This window comes from Pseudomonas sp. GW821-FHT04C07, assembly GCF_059420325.1.
This window is the reverse complement of the sequence record NZ_JBWKTM010000002.1, coordinates 378,970-394,836: the sequence shown is the minus strand read 5'-3', so window position 1 is coordinate 394,836 and position 15,867 is coordinate 378,970. Positions and strand designations below refer to the sequence as shown.

Sequence of the window (15,867 nt, the reverse complement as noted above, 5' to 3'; positions counted from 1 at the left end):
CTCCGGCAACCGAACCACCCTCGGCATCACACTAAATATCGCCAATACCGGCAAGGTACTTGGCACCGTAGCAGGCGCGGTAGACCGTCGTTAGCATTCGCAGGCCACCGAGGGTGGTTCGGTGATTTGACTGATCCGGATTGCAGGCAGCGGCCAGCGCCTGCGTCGGGGGCTGTCGTGTCGCTGTAATGGGGACGCCAAGGGTGCTGCAACTTGTCGCAGGCAAGCGTCTGGCGCTCATCTGATCCGCTTTTTATTCCGATACCTGAGTCTGTTATGCAAACAGATCGCTCGTCATAGTGCAGCTGCCTGATGGAGGCTGATGAGCGAAAGACCATGAGCGATAGAATCCCCGTCCGACTAGTAGAAACATTCGAGCCTTCGCGTCCAAAGATGAAGGCCAAATCCAGCGACAACCTGATTCATACCCGAAGCTTCACCGGTTTGTTCCGCACCTTGCGGGTGAGCGGTGCAGGCTTTTTGTTCCTGGCGTTCTTTGGCACCGTGTGGCTGAACTGGGGCGGCCGTCAGGCGGTGCTCTGGGACTTGTCGGACAGCAAATTCCACATCTTCGGTGCTACCTTCTGGCCGCAGGATTTCATTCTGCTCTCGGCGCTACTGATCATCTGCGCCTTTGGCTTGTTCGCGATCACCGTGTTCGCCGGGCGAGTCTGGTGTGGCTATACCTGTCCTCAGAGCTCCTTTACCTGGCTGTTCATGTGGTGCGAAAAGGTCACCGAGGGCGAGCGCAACCAGCGAATCAAACTACAAGCCGCGCCCTGGGGCCTGAACAAACTGATGCGCCGCTCGGTCAAGCACACTATGTGGCTGGCCATCAGCCTGCTCACCGGCTTGACCTTTGTCGGTTACTTCACGCCAATCCGGCCGCTGGCCAACGAGCTGCTGACCCTGCAAATGGGTGGCGTCAGTCTGTTCTGGGTGCTGTTTTTTACCGGTGCGACGTACATCAATGCCGGTTGGTTGCGCGAAGCGGTGTGCATGCACATGTGCCCCTATGCCCGCTTTCAGAGCGTGATGTTCGACAAAGACACCCTGACCATTTCCTACGATGTTGCCCGCGGCGAAAATCGTGGCCCACGCAAACGCGGCGTGGCATCGGCCGAGGTTGGGCTGGGTGACTGCATCGACTGCCAACTGTGCGTGCAGGTCTGCCCCACCGGTATCGATATCCGTGACGGCTTGCAGATGGAATGCATAGGTTGCGCAGCCTGTATCGATGCCTGCGATTCGATCATGGACAAAATGGGCTATGCCCGCGGGCTGGTCAGCTATACCTCGGAGCATGAGTTGCAAGGTGGCAAGACTCACCTGTTGCGCCCACGACTGGTCGGTTACACCGTGGTGCTGCTGCTGATGATCGGCGCGTTGGCCCTGGCGTTGGTGGAACGGCCGATGGTCTCGCTGGATGTGAGCAAGGATCGTGGCCTGTTCCGCGAAAACAGTCTGGGCCAGATCGAGAACATCTACAGCCTGAAGATCATCAACAAGACCCAGCAACGCCAGCAATACAACCTGGCCCTGGTGGATGGCGATGGCTTCCAGTTGCAGGGCAAGACGGAGCTGAGCCTGGCGCCGGGCGAGATCGTGGATATCCCCGTGTCGGTGGCGATGACGACTGACCGCCCAAGCAGCAGCTCGCAAAAAATCAGCTTCATGATTACCGACAGCGATGACCCGAGCGTACACAGCGTCGCGCAAAGTCGTTTTGTTGCGCCGTTGAATCGGTAGACTCTCTAGCGAGCGCTCGATCGCGGGCAAGCCTCGCTCCTACGGTGTGCGCAATTCTGTAGGAGCGAGGCTTGCCCGCGAAGAAGTCAGCCGAATATTTCTGTATGACACTGAACCGGGCCTTAGATGAAACGCTACGAAAAATTCGCTGACGACATCGCTGAACTGATCCGCCGCGGGGTGCTCGGCCCTGGCCAGCGCGTGCCATCGGTGCGCTATGCCAGCCAGACCTATGGAGTTAGCCCGTCCACGGTGTTCCAGGCGTATTACCTGCTGGAACGTCGTGGTCTGATCCGTGCCCGACCGCGCTCCGGCTACTTCGTCAACACCCACGCGCCGAGCCCGTTCTCGGAGCCGGTGATCAGCAGCCAGGTCAACGAATCCACTGAAGTCGATGTCAGCGAACTGGTGTTCTCGGTCCTTGATTCGATCAAGGACCCGACCACCATCCCCTTCGGCTCGGCCTTCCCCAGCCCGACCCTGTTCCCGCTGCAACGTCTGGCCCGTTCACTGGCCAGCGCCAGCCGCGAAATGGACCCACGGATGGTGGTCACCGACATGTCGCCGGGCAACCCGCAACTGCGTCGGCAGATCGCCCTGCGCTACATGGTCGGCGGCTTGATGCTGCCCATGGAAGAACTGCTGATCACCAACGGCGCCCTCGAGGCCCTGAACCTGTGCCTGCAAGCGGTGACCGAACCCGGTGACCTGGTGGCCATCGAAGCCCCGGCGTTCTATGCCAGCCTGCAAGTGCTGGAACGACTCAAGCTCAAAGCCGTGGAAATCCCCGTGCATCCACGGGACGGCATCGACCTTGGCGTCCTGGCGCAAACCCTCGAGCGCCACCCGATCAAGGCCTGCTGGTGCATGACCAGCTTCCAGAACCCCATGGGCGCGACGATGCCCGAGGCCAAAAAACAGGAACTTGTGGAGCTGCTGCGCACTCATCAAGTGCCGCTGATCGAGGACGACGTCTACGCCGAACTCTATTACGGTCAACAGGCACCGAAACCGGCCAAGGCTTTCGACACCGAAGGCCTGGTGATGCACTGCGGCTCCTTCGCCAAAAGCCTGGCTCCCGGCTACCGTATCGGCTGGGTCGCCGCCGGGCGCTATGCACAGAAAATCGAACGCCTGAAACTCATGACCTCACTCTGCGCCTCGATGCCCGCCCAGGCCGCCATCGCCGACTACTTGCAACACGGCGGCTACGACCGCCACTTGCGCAAACTACGTTACGCCCTGGAAGAGCAACAAAGCGCCATGCTCGCCGCCATCGCCCGCTACTTCCCGGCGCAAACCCGCGTCAGCCAACCGGCCGGCGGCTACTTCCTGTGGCTGGAACTGCCGGCGCAGATGGACTCATTGAAGTTATTCCAGATGGCACTGGCCCAGGGCATCAGCATCGCACCGGGGCCGATCTTCTCGCCAACCCGGCGGTTCAGGAATTGCATTCGGTTGAATTACGGCAGCCCCTGGAACGAGGCTGCCGAGAAGGCGATGGAAACGCTGGGGCGGATTGTGCGGTCGTTCTGATGGTTCAGTGTGATCGTTCCCACGCTCCTGCGTGGGAATGCAGCCCGTGACGCTCTGCGTCACTGCCGAAGCGGACGCGGAGCGTCCAGTGAGGCATTCCCACGCAGAGCGTGGGAACGATCCAACTCCCCCACCCTAATCACCAAGTGGATTGATCTTCAAGACCGGCCCTATGGATCGTTCCCACGCTCCCGCGTGGGAATGCAGCCCGTGACGCTCTGCGTCACAAAAGCGGACGCAGAGCGTCCAGTGAGGCATTCCTTTGCTGCGCGTGGGAACGATCATTAAACAGACGATGCAGCTCTAAAGCCCTACCGCCCACCGCCCAGATCCACAAAAGTCCCGGTCGCATAGGAAGCCTTGTCCGACAGTAGCCAGATAATCGCCTCGGCCACTTCATCGGGGCGGCCGCCGCGGGCCATCGGAATGCCGGATTCGAGTTTGCTGACGCGGTCCGGGTCGCCGCTCAGGGCGTGGAAATCGGTGTAGATGTAGCCGGGGCGCACCGCATTGACGCGGATACCCTCGCCTGCCACTTCTTTGGAAAGACCGATAGTGAAGCTGTCCAGTGCGCCTTTGGAGGCCGCGTAGTCGACGTACTCACCGGGGGCTCCCAGACGCGAGGCGACGGAGGATACGTTGACGATACTGCCGCCCTGGCCGCCGTGTTTGGGGGACATGCGCAACACCGCATGCTTGGCGCAGAGAATCGGCCCCAGCACATTGGTTTTCATGACTTTGAGAATACGAAACTCGGACATTTGATCGACCCGGGATTTGTGCCCCACGGTGCCCGCGTTGCTGACCAGTGCCGTCACCCGACCCAGTTCGGTATCGACCCGATGGAACAGGCCGATGACTTCGTCTTCGATACTGACATCGGCGCGCACGGCAATCGCCTGGACACCCAGCGCGCGGACTTGCTCGAGCACCTGCTGAGCGGCCAGCTCGTCCGCCTGGTAATTGATGCAGATCCGATAACCCTGCTGCGCTGCCAGAAGTGCAGTGGCCGCGCCGATACCGCGGCCGCCGCCGGTGATGACCATGACTCTGTCCATGCTTGCTCCCCCATTCAAACCTTAAGCATTGGCTGCACAATACCTGCCAGCGAGTGCTTTTGCATGGGGTCAAGTCAAGCACATCGCAGTTCAACTTGCCGCCAGTTGCTCCGTTCTATGGATATCTGCCATGAAGCGCTCCGCTGGCAGCGGATGCCCGAGCAGGTAGCCTTGCAACGAATCGCACCCTAACTGGGTCAGGAAATTTTGCTGCACATCGGTTTCCACGCCTTCTGCGACGATTCGCAGCCCCAACGCCTGACCGAGGGCGACGATGGCTGAAACGATGGCGGCGTCATCGCTATCATGTTCCAGATCGCGGACAAAACCACGGTCGATCTTCAATTCGTTGGCCGGCAAACGCTTGAGGTACATCAGGCTCGAGTAGCCGGTACCAAAGTCATCAATGGACAAATCGACGCCCATTTGCGAAAGCTCCTGGAGGACCGTCATGCTCGCATCAGCGTCGCTCATGGCCGTGGTTTCGGTGATTTCCAGGGTCAGGCTGTTGGCCGGCAAGTGGTGGCGCGCCAACGCGCCGGCAACGCTTTTCACCAGCCCGGCATGACAAAACTGCAAAGCCGACAGGTTCACTGCGATACGCCAGTCGGTGTAGCCCTGCACGTACCATTCACGCATCTGGCGGCAGGCTTCGTTCAATACCCATTCGCCGATCGGGATGATCAGACCGGTCTTTTCCGCCAGATCAATGAATTTGTCCGGCAGCATCATGCCATGCTGCGGGTGTACCCAACGCAACAGGGCCTCGGCACCTACTGGTTGGCCGTTGCAGGCATCGAACTTGGGTTGGTAATACAGACTGAATTGCTCGTGCTCGACGGCGGCACGCAGGTCTTGCAGCAATTGCAATTGTTTACGGGCGTCGGTGTTCATCGAGGCGTCGAAGAAGCGATAACCGTTCTTGCCGGTACCTTTGGCGTGGTACATCGCCGCGTCGGCGTTCATCAGCAATTCTTGTGCGGTCTGACCATTACCGGGGTAAACGGCAATACCCACGCTGGCGGAGATTTGCAGGTCATGCTCGGCCACCCGAAACGAGCGCGAAATCAGCCCGACCTGGCGCGCCGCCAGGCTCAGGGCATCATCCGGCTCGCCGAGCTGCACCAACAACACGAATTCATCGCCACCGATGCGCGCCAGCGTGTCCTGGCTACGCAAATCCTCGCGCAGGCGCAGGCCGACTTCACGTAGCAACTGGTCGCCCATGTGATGCCCAAACGCATCGTTGACCGGTTTGAAGCCATCCAGATCGAGGAACATCAACGCAAAACAACCGCCCTGCTCGCGCACCAGATGCATCGCCTGATCAATGCGATCGGCCAGCAGAACCCGATTCGGCAATCCGGTCAGGGTGTCGTGCAGTGCCAGCTGGGTGAGTTCCTGATTGGCCAGGGTCAGCGAGTTGGCCAGATCGGCAGTACGGGCTTCGAGGCGGGCGTCGAGGACCGAGGTCAGCAACGCGATGCACAGCACCGCCAGGGTGGTGACCAGCACCAGGTTATCCAGGCCCTTGCTGCTCAGGCCGTCGAGCGCTGCACCACAAAAGCTGCCGTCGGCGAAACGCGCTGCGGCCATGCCGGTGTAATGCATGCCGACTATGGCGATGCCCATGATCACTGCCGCGCCGCCACGGGCAAACATGACGTAAGGGGTGTTTTGACGTAGCCGGAAGGCGATCCACAACGCAGCGGCTGAAGCCCCGACGGCGATCAACAAGGACGCGCTGAACAGCGCCGGGTCGTAATCGATACCCGGCTGCATGCGCATGGCGGCCATGCCGGTGTAGTGCATGGCGCTGATCCCGGCGCCCATGATCAGGGCGCCGAACGCCAACTGCCAGGCCGGCAAACGTGGCTGGCTGACCAGCCACAGGGCAAAACCACAGGACACAATGGCGATCAGCAGGGATAACAGGGTAATCGTGAGGTCATACCCCAGGTCAACCGGCAACTCGAATGCCAGCATGCCGATAAAGTGCATCGACCAGACACCCACACCCATGGCCAGCGCCCCGCCCGCCGTCCACAGATGAACCGCCCGGCCCCTGGCCGTAGCGATGCGTCCGGTGAGATCCAGAGCGGTATAGGAAGCGAGAATCGCTACACAGAGGGAGATCAAGACCAGGGCGGGGGAATAACTACCAATGAGCATGGGGCTTCTCGTGGCCAATGAGCCGAACGGCGTCCATGCTCGGTGTCAAAGTGGCGATTGTACCGATTGCGCTACAGAACGCACTGAGAAAAACTATCAATAGGCCATTAGTCGATAATCCGTATGTAGCAGCTGGCGAAGCCTGCGTTCGACCGCGTAGCGGACGTAAATTAAACACCAAGATTCCGCAGGCTGATCGCAGAGGCTCATTCACGAGCGCTTCGCACTCGAACGCAGGCTTCGCCAGCTGCTACAAAACCTGCCTGTATCTTTATCCCCTACTCCTTCTCACTCACCTGCATCTGCCCATCCCAGCCACCGCCCAGCGCAGCGATCAGTTGTACGCTGGCAATCAAGCGGCTTTGCAGCAGGGTCAGCACGCTGCGTTCGTTGCTCAGGGCAGTGGCCTGGACCACCACCACATCGAGGTAGGCGATCAAGCCGGCCTTGTACTGGTTCTGGGTCAGACGCAAGGATTCGCGGGCTGACTCCAGGGCTTGCTGTCGCACCGCCGCTTCGTCTTCCAGCACCTTGAGCTGCACCATGAAGTTTTCCACCTCGCGAAAGCCATCGAGCACGGTCTGCCGGTATTTGGCCACGGTCTGGTCATACACCGCTTCAGTGCGATCGACCTCCGCCGAGCGTTGGCCGCCATCGAACAGGGTCATGGCCAGTTTCGGTCCCACCGACCAGAAGCGGTTTGGCAGGCTGATCCAGTCGGCGAAGGTACTGCTGCTGTAACCGCCGCTCAGGCTGAGAGTCAGGTCTGGAAAGTAGGCTGCTTCAGCTACGCCGATGTTGGCATTGGCGGCAATCACCGAACGCTCGGCCGAAGCGATGTCCGGACGCCGTTCAAGCAGCTGCGACGGCAGGCTCAAGGGAATCTGCGGCAACGCGGGGATGTCCTGAGTCTCTGCCAGGTTGAACTCTGCCGGCGGCACCCCCGTCAGTACGGCGATGGCGTTTTCCAGTTGGGCGCGCTGCCAGATCAGGTCGATGAGGTCCGCCTGAGTGCTCTTTAGCTGGGTTTGCGCCTGGGCGACCGCATCTTTGCCGGATATGCCGGCGCGGTATTGGTTTTCGGTCATTGTCAGTGAGCGCTGATAGGTCTCGACCGTCGCTTCCAACAGGCGCTTCTGTTGATCCATCACCCGCAGTTGCAGGTAGCTCTGCACCAGCTGCGATTGCTGGCTCAGGCGCATTGCCGCCAGATCTGCAAAGCTTGCCTGGGCACTGGCCTCATTGGCCTCCAGGCCGCGACGCAATTTACCCCAGACATCCGCCTCCCAACTCACACCCAGCTGGGTGTTGTAAGTATCGCGAATGCCGCTGATGGAGCTGGTCAAGCTCGAACTGCTGCTGCCAGTGCCCTGACTGGAGCGGGTTTTCCCGGCGCTCAGGTTCACACTCGGAAAAAACGAACCTCGGGCGCTGCGAACCAGGGCCTGGGCCTGGCGGTACTGGGCTTCCGACTGGGCAACGGTCTGGTTGGCACTGTTGAGCTTCTCGATCAGGCCATCGAGTTGCTGATCGCCGTATAACTCCCACCAGGCACCACGGGCCAGGGAGTCGCTGGGGTTGGCCTGACGCCAGCCTTTGGCTTCTTTGAATTGGGCTGGAGCACTCAGTTCCGGGCGCTGGTAATCAGGGCCGATAGCGCAGGCGCTGAGCATCAACCCGCACAAGGTCAGGCTAAGCAGACGCGAACCGCGGGCCATGACCAGGCGTTGAGTGAACGGCACGGGGGCTTTGGGAGGCGAGCGGTCAGTCATAGCGGAGTTTCCAGAGCAGCATCGGTACGTATCCCGCGCCAGTGATTGAAGCGATGGCGCAGACGGTCGAGATAGAGGTAAACCACCGGGGTGGTGTAAAGCGTCAGTACCTGGCTGAAGATCAGCCCGCCGATAATCGTCAGGCCCAGCGGCTGACGCATCTCCGCGCCCTCCGCGGTGCTGAGCAACAACGGCAAGGCACCGAGAATCGCCGCCAGCGTGGTCATCAGAATAGGCCGCAGTCGCAACAGGCAGGCGCTGCGGATCGACTCCAGCGGTGGCATGCCCCGCTGACGTTCAAACTGCAGCGCCAGGTCGATCATCAGGATCGCGTTTTTCTTCACCACGCCGATCAGCAAGAACAGCCCGAGCAACGAGATCAGGCTGAACTCGCCGCCGAACGCGTAGATCGACAGCAGCGCCCCGACCCCGGCCGACGGTAGCGTTGAAAGAATGGTCAACGGGTGAATATAGCTTTCATAGAGCACCCCCAGCACCAGGTACACCGCCACCAGCGCGCCGAGAATCATCCACGGCTGACTCTTTTGCGCCGCGGCGAAGGCGTTCGCGGTACCCGCCATCTTGGCAATCACTTCTTCGGGTAGCCCGACCTTGGCAATGGCCCGTTCGATGGCCGCAGTACCCTGTTCGACGGTAACGCCTTCGGCCATGTCGAAGGTAATGCTTTCAGAAGCAAACTGCCCTTCATGGCTGACCCGGTCGTTTTCCAGGCTGTTTTCATAATGGGCGATACCCGACAGCGGGATGCGCTGGCCAGTGGCGGTGATCACCTGCACCTGATTGAGGGTTATCGGGTCCCGGGCGTATTTCGGGTTGACCTCCATCACCACCTGATACTGGTTGAGGCTGTCATAGATGGTGGAGATCTGTCGCTGGCTGTAGGCGTTGTTCAGCACTGCTGTGACCATGTTCATGTCAACGCCCAGGCGCTTGGCCTGGTCGCGGTCGACCACCAGCGTCACCTGCTGGGCACCCCGCCCCTCGCGGGCATCGATGGCCGTCAGCTCGGGCAAGGCCTTGAGCGCTTTGACGACTTTGGGGTACCACTCGCGCAATGCCCCCAGATCGCCACTTTGCAGGATGTAGGAATATTGCGAGGTGGTTTGCTCGCGACCTCCACCAAATTGCAGATCCTGGTCGGCCATGAGCATCAATTGACTGCCCGGCACCTTGGGTACCGACTTGCGTAGACGCTCGATGACTTTCTGCGCGGAAATCTGCCGTTTCTTAATCGGTTTCAGACGCACCAGCATGAAAGCGTTGTTGGTGCCGTTGTTCCCGCCAATAAAGCCGGCGACACTTTCTACCGCCGGGTCGGCCAATACCGCGCGACGGAAGGTTTCCATCTTCGGTTGCATCACGTTGAACGACATCCCGTCATCACCGCGCACAAAGCCAATCAACTGACCGGTGTCCTGTTGCGGCAGGAAGGTTTTGGGCACTACCACATACAGCGCGACGTTGACCCCGATAGTGATCAGCAGGCTGAACAAGGTCAGCCGCCGATGAAGCAACACCCAGTCCAGGCTGCGCGCATAGCCGCTGACCATCCACTCGTTGGCCCGCTGGCTCCAGCGTTGCAAGCGATTTTCCTGGCCGGGGTTGTGGGGCTTCAGCCAACGCGCGCAGAGCATCGGCGTCAGGGTCAGCGAGACCACCAGCGAGACCACGATGGACGCTGCCAGGGTGATGGAAAACTCGCGGAACAGGCTCTCGATGATCCCGCCCATAAACAGAATCGAGAGAAACACCGCCACCAGCGAGACGTTCATCGACAGCAGCGTGAACCCCACCTCCTGGGCCCCCCTATACGCCGCTTTCATCGGCGAAATGCCTTCGTCGATATGCCGGGAAATGTTCTCCAGCACCACGATCGCGTCGTCCACCACCAGCCCGGTGGCAAGAATCAGCGCCATCAGCGACAGGTTGTTCAGGGAAAACCCATAGAGGTACATGATGGCGAAGGTGCCGACCAGCGACACCGGTACGGCCAATGTAGGGATCAACGAGGCGCGCAGCTTTCCGAGGAACACAAACACCACCACAATCACCAGTGTCACGGCGATCAACAGGGTCATTTCCGCTTCGTGCAACGTGGCCTTGATCACCGGCGAGCGGTCCATGGCCAGGTTCAGTTTGACGCTGGCCGGTAACACTGCCTGCAACGCTGGCAGCTGGGCCTTGATCTCGTTGACCGTTTCGATGATGTTAGCCCCGGCCTGACGGTTGATCACCAGCAGCACCGCCGCATCATCGTTGAAAAAGCCGCTGTTGTAGCGGTCTTCGACGCCATCGCTGACCTTCGCCACATCACTGAGGCGCAACGCCGAGCCGTTCTGGTAGCGAATGATCAGCGGCTCGTAATCCCTGGCTTTCTCCAGTTGGTCGTTGGCCTGCACCAGCCACATGCGCTGGTCGTCTTCGACCGAGCCCTTGGGTCGGCGCACGTTAGCGTTGGCGATGGTCGTACGCACATCGTCCAGTGCCACGCCGTACTGGTTAAGCAACTGCGGCTCCAGCTCGATGCGCACTGCCGGCAGCGAGCTGCCGCCGATCTGCACTTCACCCACCCCCGGCACCTGGGACAGGCTTTGCGACAGAATGGTCGAGGCCAGATCATAGAGCTGGCCCTTTTGCAGCACATCCGAGGTCAGCGACAAGACCATGATCGGTGCCTGGGACGGGTTGACCTTTTTGTAGGTCGGCATGCTGCGCATACCACTGGGCAGCAGGTTGCGCGAAGCGTTGATCGCGGCCTGCACTTCCCGCGCCGCGCCGTTGATGTCCCGATCGAGGTCGAACTGCAGGATCACCCGGGTCGAGCCCTGGCTGGAACGGCTGCTCATGGTGTTGACCCCGGCGATGGCGCCGAAGGAACGCTCCAGCGGCGTTGCCACGGTCGACGCCATGACTTCCGGGCTGGCACCAGGCAGGCTCGCCTGAACCACGATCACCGGGAAGTCCATCTGTGGCAGTGGCGCCACCGGTAGCAAACCGAAGCTCACGCCACCCAGCAGCAGGATCGCCAGGCTCAGTAACATGGTCGCTACCGGCCGGCGAATGAAGGGTCCGGACAGGTTCATGGCTCAACCGGCTCCAGACGATCCGGCGCCGGCCGCCAGCGCCGGGCGAGACGGTCGAAGTACAGGTAAATCACCGGCGTGGTGAACAGCGTCAGCACCTGGCTGACCAACAAACCGCCGACCATCACCAGGCCCAGAGGTTGACGCAGTTCAGCGCCGGAACCGGTGGCAAGCATCAAGGGCACGGCGCCGAACAGTGCGGCCAGGGTAGTCATCAGAATCGGCCGGAACCGCAGCAACGCCGCTTGATAGATCGCCGCCTCCGGGCCCATGCCCTGATTGCGTTCGGCATCGAGGGCGAAGTCGATCATCATGATCGCGTTCTTTTTCACGATACCGATCAGCAGAATGATGCCGATGATCGCGATCATTCCCAAATCATTGCCGCTGAGGATCAACGCCAGCAAGGCGCCAACCGCCGCCGAGGGCAAGGTCGAAAGAATGGTGACCGGGTGGATGTAGCTCTCGTAGAGCACGCCAAGCACGATGTACATGGTCACCACCGCCGCCAGAATCAGCAGCAAGGTGCTCGACAGCGACGCTTCAAAGGCCTGGGCGGCGCCCTCGAACCGGGTCTGCACGCCGATCGGCATGCCGATATCCTGCTGCACCTTATTGATCAGCTGTACCGCCTGCCCCAACGCCACGCCGGGCGCCAGGTTGAACGACATCATCACCGCGGGGAACTGGCCGATATGGGTAATCGCCAGTTGCGCCTGACGCTCCTCGATATGGGCCAGGCTGGACAACCGCACCTGACCGCCAGCGGTGGTTTTGACGTGGATCTGCTCCAGAGCCTGCGGACCGATCTTCTCGCCGGACTGCGACTGCAGCACCACGCGGTATTGGCTGGCCTGGGTGTAGATGGTGGAAATCTGCCGCTGGCCGAAGGCGTCATACAGCGCATCGGTGATGTTCGACACGGACACACCAATGCGCGACGCCGCATCGCGGTCGATCACCAGAAAGACCTGCAAACCCTTGTCCTGCAAATCGCTGGCAACGTCGGTCAGCTCCGGCTGCCTGGCCAGCGCTTCGACCAGCCTGCCGCTCCAGAGGCTGAGCATGTCGGCATCCGGCGAGGACATGCTGAACTGATACTGGGTACGACTGACCCGGTCTTCGATGGTCAAATCCTGCACCGGCTGCATGAACAGCCGGATGCCCACCAACTTGTTCAGTTCGGGCTGCAAGCGCGCAATCACTTGCGTTGCGCTCTGGCCACGCTCGTTATGGGGTTTGAGGTTGATCAACAGGCGCCCGCTGTTGAGCGTGGCGTTATCGCCGTCGACGCCGATGTAGGACGACAGGCTTTGTACGGCCGGGTCTTGCAGAATGATTTTGGCCAGCTCCTGCTGACGCTGGCTCATCGCAGCGAACGAAATCGACTGCGGCGCCTCGGAAATGCCCTGGATCACCCCGGTATCCTGCACCGGGAAGAACCCCTTGGGCACCACCATATACAGGAACACCGTCAGGCCCAGAGTGGCGATGGCCACCAGCAGGGTCAGTGGCTGGTGTTTCAGCACCCACTTCAACTTGCGCCCGTAGGCGGCAATCATCCAGTCGATCCAGGCGCCGCTGGCACGGTAAAAACGGCCCTGCTCTTGCTCATCGGGGTCACGCTTGAGCAAACGCGCGCACATCATCGGTGTCAGGGTCAGGGAGACGATCAGGGAAATCAGGATCGCCACCGCCAGGGTGATGGCGAACTCGCGGAACAACCGCCCTACCACGTCAGCCATGAACAACAGCGGAATCAATACCGCGATCAGCGACAGTGTCAGCGAGATCAAGGTGAAGCCGATCTGCTTGGCGCCCTTGAGCGCCGCCACTAGCGGGCTGTCACCCTCCTCGATGAAGCGCGAGATGTTCTCCAGCATGACGATGGCGTCGTCCACCACAAAACCGGTGGCGATAGTCAGGGCCATCAGGGTCAGGTTGTTGATCGAGAATCCGGCCAGGTACATCACACCAAAGGTACCGATCAACGACAGCGGTACGGCAACCGACGGAATGATCGTCGCGCTGGCCCTGCGCAGAAACAGGAACGTCACCATGACCACCAGGGCGATGGCGATCAGCAGTTCGTGTTGCACGTCGGTGACCGAGGCACGGATGGTCTGGGTACGGTCGGTCAGCACGATCACGTCAAGGCCGGCCGGCAGGTTATCGGTGATGCTCGGCAACAATGCCTTGATCCGGTCGACCACTTCGATCACGTTCGCGCCCGGTTGACGCTGGATGTTCAACAACACGGCCTGGTTTTGATTGGCCCAGGCGGCGAGACGTTCGTTCTCGGCGCCGTCGACGATCTGTGCCACGTCCTTCAGACGCAGCGGAGCACCGTTTTTATAGGCGAGGATCAGCTCGGCGTAGTCTTTGGGCGAGGTCAGCTGGTCGTTGGCATCGAGCATCGAGACCCGGGTCGTACCGTCGAAGTTGCCCTTTGGCTGGTTGACGTTAGAGGCACTGACCAGTGTGCGCACGTCCGAGAGGTTCAAGCCGTTGGCCGCCAGAGCCTCGGGATTGACCTTGATCCGCACCGCCTGACGCTGACCACCCGCGATGCTGACCATGCCGACGCCACTGATCTGGGCGATCTTCTGCGCCATGCGGGTATCGACCAAATCATTGAGCTTGGGCAACAGCATGGTCCTGGAGGTAATGGCCAACGTCAGAACCGGGGTGTCCGCCGGGTTGACCTTGTTGTACACCGGCGGTGCCGGCAGATCCTTGGGCAACAGGTTGGTGGCGGCGTTTATCGCGGCCTGCACCTGCTGCTCGGCGACATCCATATTGATCTCGAGGCTGAAACGCAAGGTCAGCACCGAGGCGCCGCCAGAACTGGTCGAGGTCATCTGGGTCAGCCCTGGCATTTGCCCGAACTGACGTTCCAGCGGCGCAGTGACCGCACTGGTCATCACATCAGGGCTGGCACCGGGGTAAAGCGTCATCACCCGAATGGTCGGGTAATCGACCTGGGGCAATGCCGAGACCGGCAACAGCCGGTAGGCGATCAGGCCGGCCAGAATAATGGCCAGCATACTCAGGGTCGTGGCCACCGGACGGAGGATGAACAGCCGTGAGATGTTCATGCGCCGCCCTTTATCGCCTTGCCAGTGGCTGCTGGTTCAACTGCGCTGCTCGCCGGTGTGCCTTGCAGATCCTTGGCCGGGGTGGCCGGAGTCTCCTGGCTGTCGTTGACCACTTCCACCTCGCTGCCCTCTTTCAGGCGATCGGTGCCCTCCAGAACCACACGATCACCCGGGCTCAGGCCTTCGTTGATAACCGTTACATCGCCGTCGCTGGCACCCACCTTCAACGGCAGGATCCTGACCTTTTTATCGCCGTCCATCGCGTAGACAAAGGTACCGTTGTTGCCGAACTGGATCGCTGCCGACGGCGCCAGCACTACGCCTTTCAAGGTGTCGGCGAGCACGCGCACATTGACGAACTGATTGGGAAACAGCGTTTGATCACGGTTCTCGTAGCGCGCCTTGAATTTCAGGGTTCCGGTGGTGATGTCGATCTGGTTATCCAGACTCTGCAAGACGCCGGTAGCCTGCAATTTCACGTCACCGCGGTCCCAGGCTTCCACTGGCAATCGGGCACCGCTGTGGAAGCGCTCAAGGACCGTCGTCAGGCTGTTTTCCGGCAAGGTGAAGGCCACGCTGATCGGCTGAGTCTGGGTAATGATCACCAGCGCCGTGGTGTCATTGGCCGCCACCAGGTTACCGACGTCCAGTTGACGCAAGCCCAGACGTCCGGCAATCGGTGCGCGAATCCTGGTGAACTCCAGGTTGAGCCTGGCGTCATTGACCGCCGCCTGATTGGTCTTGACCGTGCCCTGATACTGGCCCACCAGCGCTGCGGCGGTGTCCAGCGTCTGTTTGGCGATACTGTCTTCGGCGTACAGGCCGCGGTAGCGCTCAAGGTCGACCAGGGCATTTTTCAGTTGCGCCTGATTCTGCAGCAAGGTGCCTTCGGCCTGAAGCAAGGCATTCTGGTAGGGACGCGGGTCGATCTCGGCCAGCAAGTCGCCGGCCTTGACCATCTGCCCTTCCTCAAACGCGATCTTGACCAGCTCGCCAGCCACGCGACTGCGCACATTGATGGTATTCAACGCCGTGACGGTACCCAGTGCTTTGTAGTACAGCGGGAAATCTCCACGCGTTACTGCCGCCACGCGTACCGGAACCGGTCCGGCGGACCCGCCGAAACCCGGGCGCATGAGGCCGGACTTGCCGGTATGCCCGGTGCTGGCTTTCTGCGCTGCGGCTTCTTTGTGAGCAACGTCGGTTGGCCAGAACTTCCAGCACAGACCAGCGATGACCAACAGGACAAGCAGGCCGAGCAGCCAGCGACGGGGGTTACGGGAAGCAGTGGATTGCATGGAAGGATCAACCATTGGGCGCGTGAGCATCTTCTACTGAAGGCTGAAAGATAAGCACTGGCGGGGATTTAGCAAAGCGC

The 15,867-nt window shown here is 60.7% G+C and carries 8 protein-coding genes; 2 read left to right on the top strand and 6 right to left on the bottom strand.

Features of this window, described 5'->3' with window-relative positions; translation table 11 throughout:
* The first annotated feature begins 336 nt into the window (after positions 1-336).
* Complete coding sequence (gene ccoG / locus AC07UI_RS05355; protein WP_494991506.1) at positions 337-1,749, top strand: cytochrome c oxidase accessory protein CcoG; 1,413 nt, start codon at positions 337-339, stop codon at positions 1,747-1,749.
* A 126-nt stretch (positions 1,750-1,875) separates the two neighbouring features.
* Positions 1,876-3,285 (top strand): GntR family transcriptional regulator MpaR, encoded by a 1,410-nt coding sequence (mapR, locus tag AC07UI_RS05350; protein WP_494991505.1) that lies wholly within the window; start codon positions 1,876-1,878, stop codon positions 3,283-3,285.
* Positions 3,286-3,596: 311 nt separating this feature from the next.
* Here the strand turns inward: mapR and AC07UI_RS05345 are convergent, their stop codons facing one another.
* The 6 genes from AC07UI_RS05345 to AC07UI_RS05320 all read right to left on the bottom strand — a co-directional run bounded on the left by AC07UI_RS05345 (position 3,597) and on the right by AC07UI_RS05320 (position 15,802).
* A complete protein-coding gene (locus AC07UI_RS05345; protein ID WP_494991504.1) occupies positions 3,597-4,343 on the bottom strand; it encodes an SDR family oxidoreductase in 747 nt (248 codons plus the stop codon).
* A gap of 90 nt (positions 4,344-4,433) precedes the next feature.
* On the bottom strand, positions 4,434-6,515 hold the full coding sequence (locus AC07UI_RS05340; protein ID WP_494991503.1) for a putative bifunctional diguanylate cyclase/phosphodiesterase: 2,082 nt from the start codon (positions 6,513-6,515) through the stop codon (positions 4,434-4,436).
* 278 nt (positions 6,516-6,793) lie between these two features.
* Positions 6,794-8,287: an efflux transporter outer membrane subunit gene (locus tag AC07UI_RS05335; RefSeq protein WP_494991502.1), complete on the bottom strand. Its 1,494-nt coding sequence runs from the start codon at positions 8,285-8,287 to the stop codon at positions 6,794-6,796.
* Positions 8,284-11,391 carry an efflux RND transporter permease subunit gene (locus tag AC07UI_RS05330; protein WP_494991501.1) on the bottom strand — a complete coding sequence of 1,036 codons (3,108 nt, stop codon included), beginning with the start codon at positions 11,389-11,391 and terminating at the stop codon, positions 8,284-8,286. Before AC07UI_RS05330 ends, AC07UI_RS05335 begins: the two co-directional genes overlap by 4 nt.
* Positions 11,388-14,489 (bottom strand): MdtB/MuxB family multidrug efflux RND transporter permease subunit, encoded by a 3,102-nt coding sequence (locus AC07UI_RS05325; RefSeq protein ID WP_494991500.1) that lies wholly within the window; start codon positions 14,487-14,489, stop codon positions 11,388-11,390. Before AC07UI_RS05325 ends, AC07UI_RS05330 begins: the two co-directional genes overlap by 4 nt.
* The gene (locus AC07UI_RS05320; RefSeq protein ID WP_494991499.1) at positions 14,486-15,802 is read right to left on the bottom strand and encodes an MdtA/MuxA family multidrug efflux RND transporter periplasmic adaptor subunit; all 1,317 of its coding nucleotides are present in this window, start codon (positions 15,800-15,802) and stop codon (positions 14,486-14,488) included. Before AC07UI_RS05320 ends, AC07UI_RS05325 begins: the two co-directional genes overlap by 4 nt.
* Positions 15,803-15,867: the final 65 nt, after the last annotated feature.

What these genes read in the sequence shown, in the direction of transcription:
- ccoG (WP_494991506.1), top strand. Translation starts at nt 337, where the DNA reads ATGAGCGATAGAATCCCCGTCCGACTAGTAGAAACATTCGAGCCTTCG.
- AC07UI_RS05340 (WP_494991503.1), bottom strand. Translation starts at nt 6,515, where the DNA reads ATGCTCATTGGTAGTTATTCCCCCGCCCTGGTCTTGATCTCCCTCTGT.
- mapR (WP_494991505.1), top strand. Translation starts at nt 1,876, where the DNA reads ATGAAACGCTACGAAAAATTCGCTGACGACATCGCTGAACTGATCCGC.
- AC07UI_RS05335 (WP_494991502.1), bottom strand. Translation starts at nt 8,287, where the DNA reads ATGACTGACCGCTCGCCTCCCAAAGCCCCCGTGCCGTTCACTCAACGC.
- AC07UI_RS05330 (WP_494991501.1), bottom strand. Translation starts at nt 11,391, where the DNA reads ATGAACCTGTCCGGACCCTTCATTCGCCGGCCGGTAGCGACCATGTTA.
- AC07UI_RS05320 (WP_494991499.1), bottom strand. Translation starts at nt 15,802, where the DNA reads ATGGTTGATCCTTCCATGCAATCCACTGCTTCCCGTAACCCCCGTCGC.
- AC07UI_RS05345 (WP_494991504.1), bottom strand. Translation starts at nt 4,343, where the DNA reads ATGGACAGAGTCATGGTCATCACCGGCGGCGGCCGCGGTATCGGCGCG.
- AC07UI_RS05325 (WP_494991500.1), bottom strand. Translation starts at nt 14,489, where the DNA reads ATGAACATCTCACGGCTGTTCATCCTCCGTCCGGTGGCCACGACCCTG.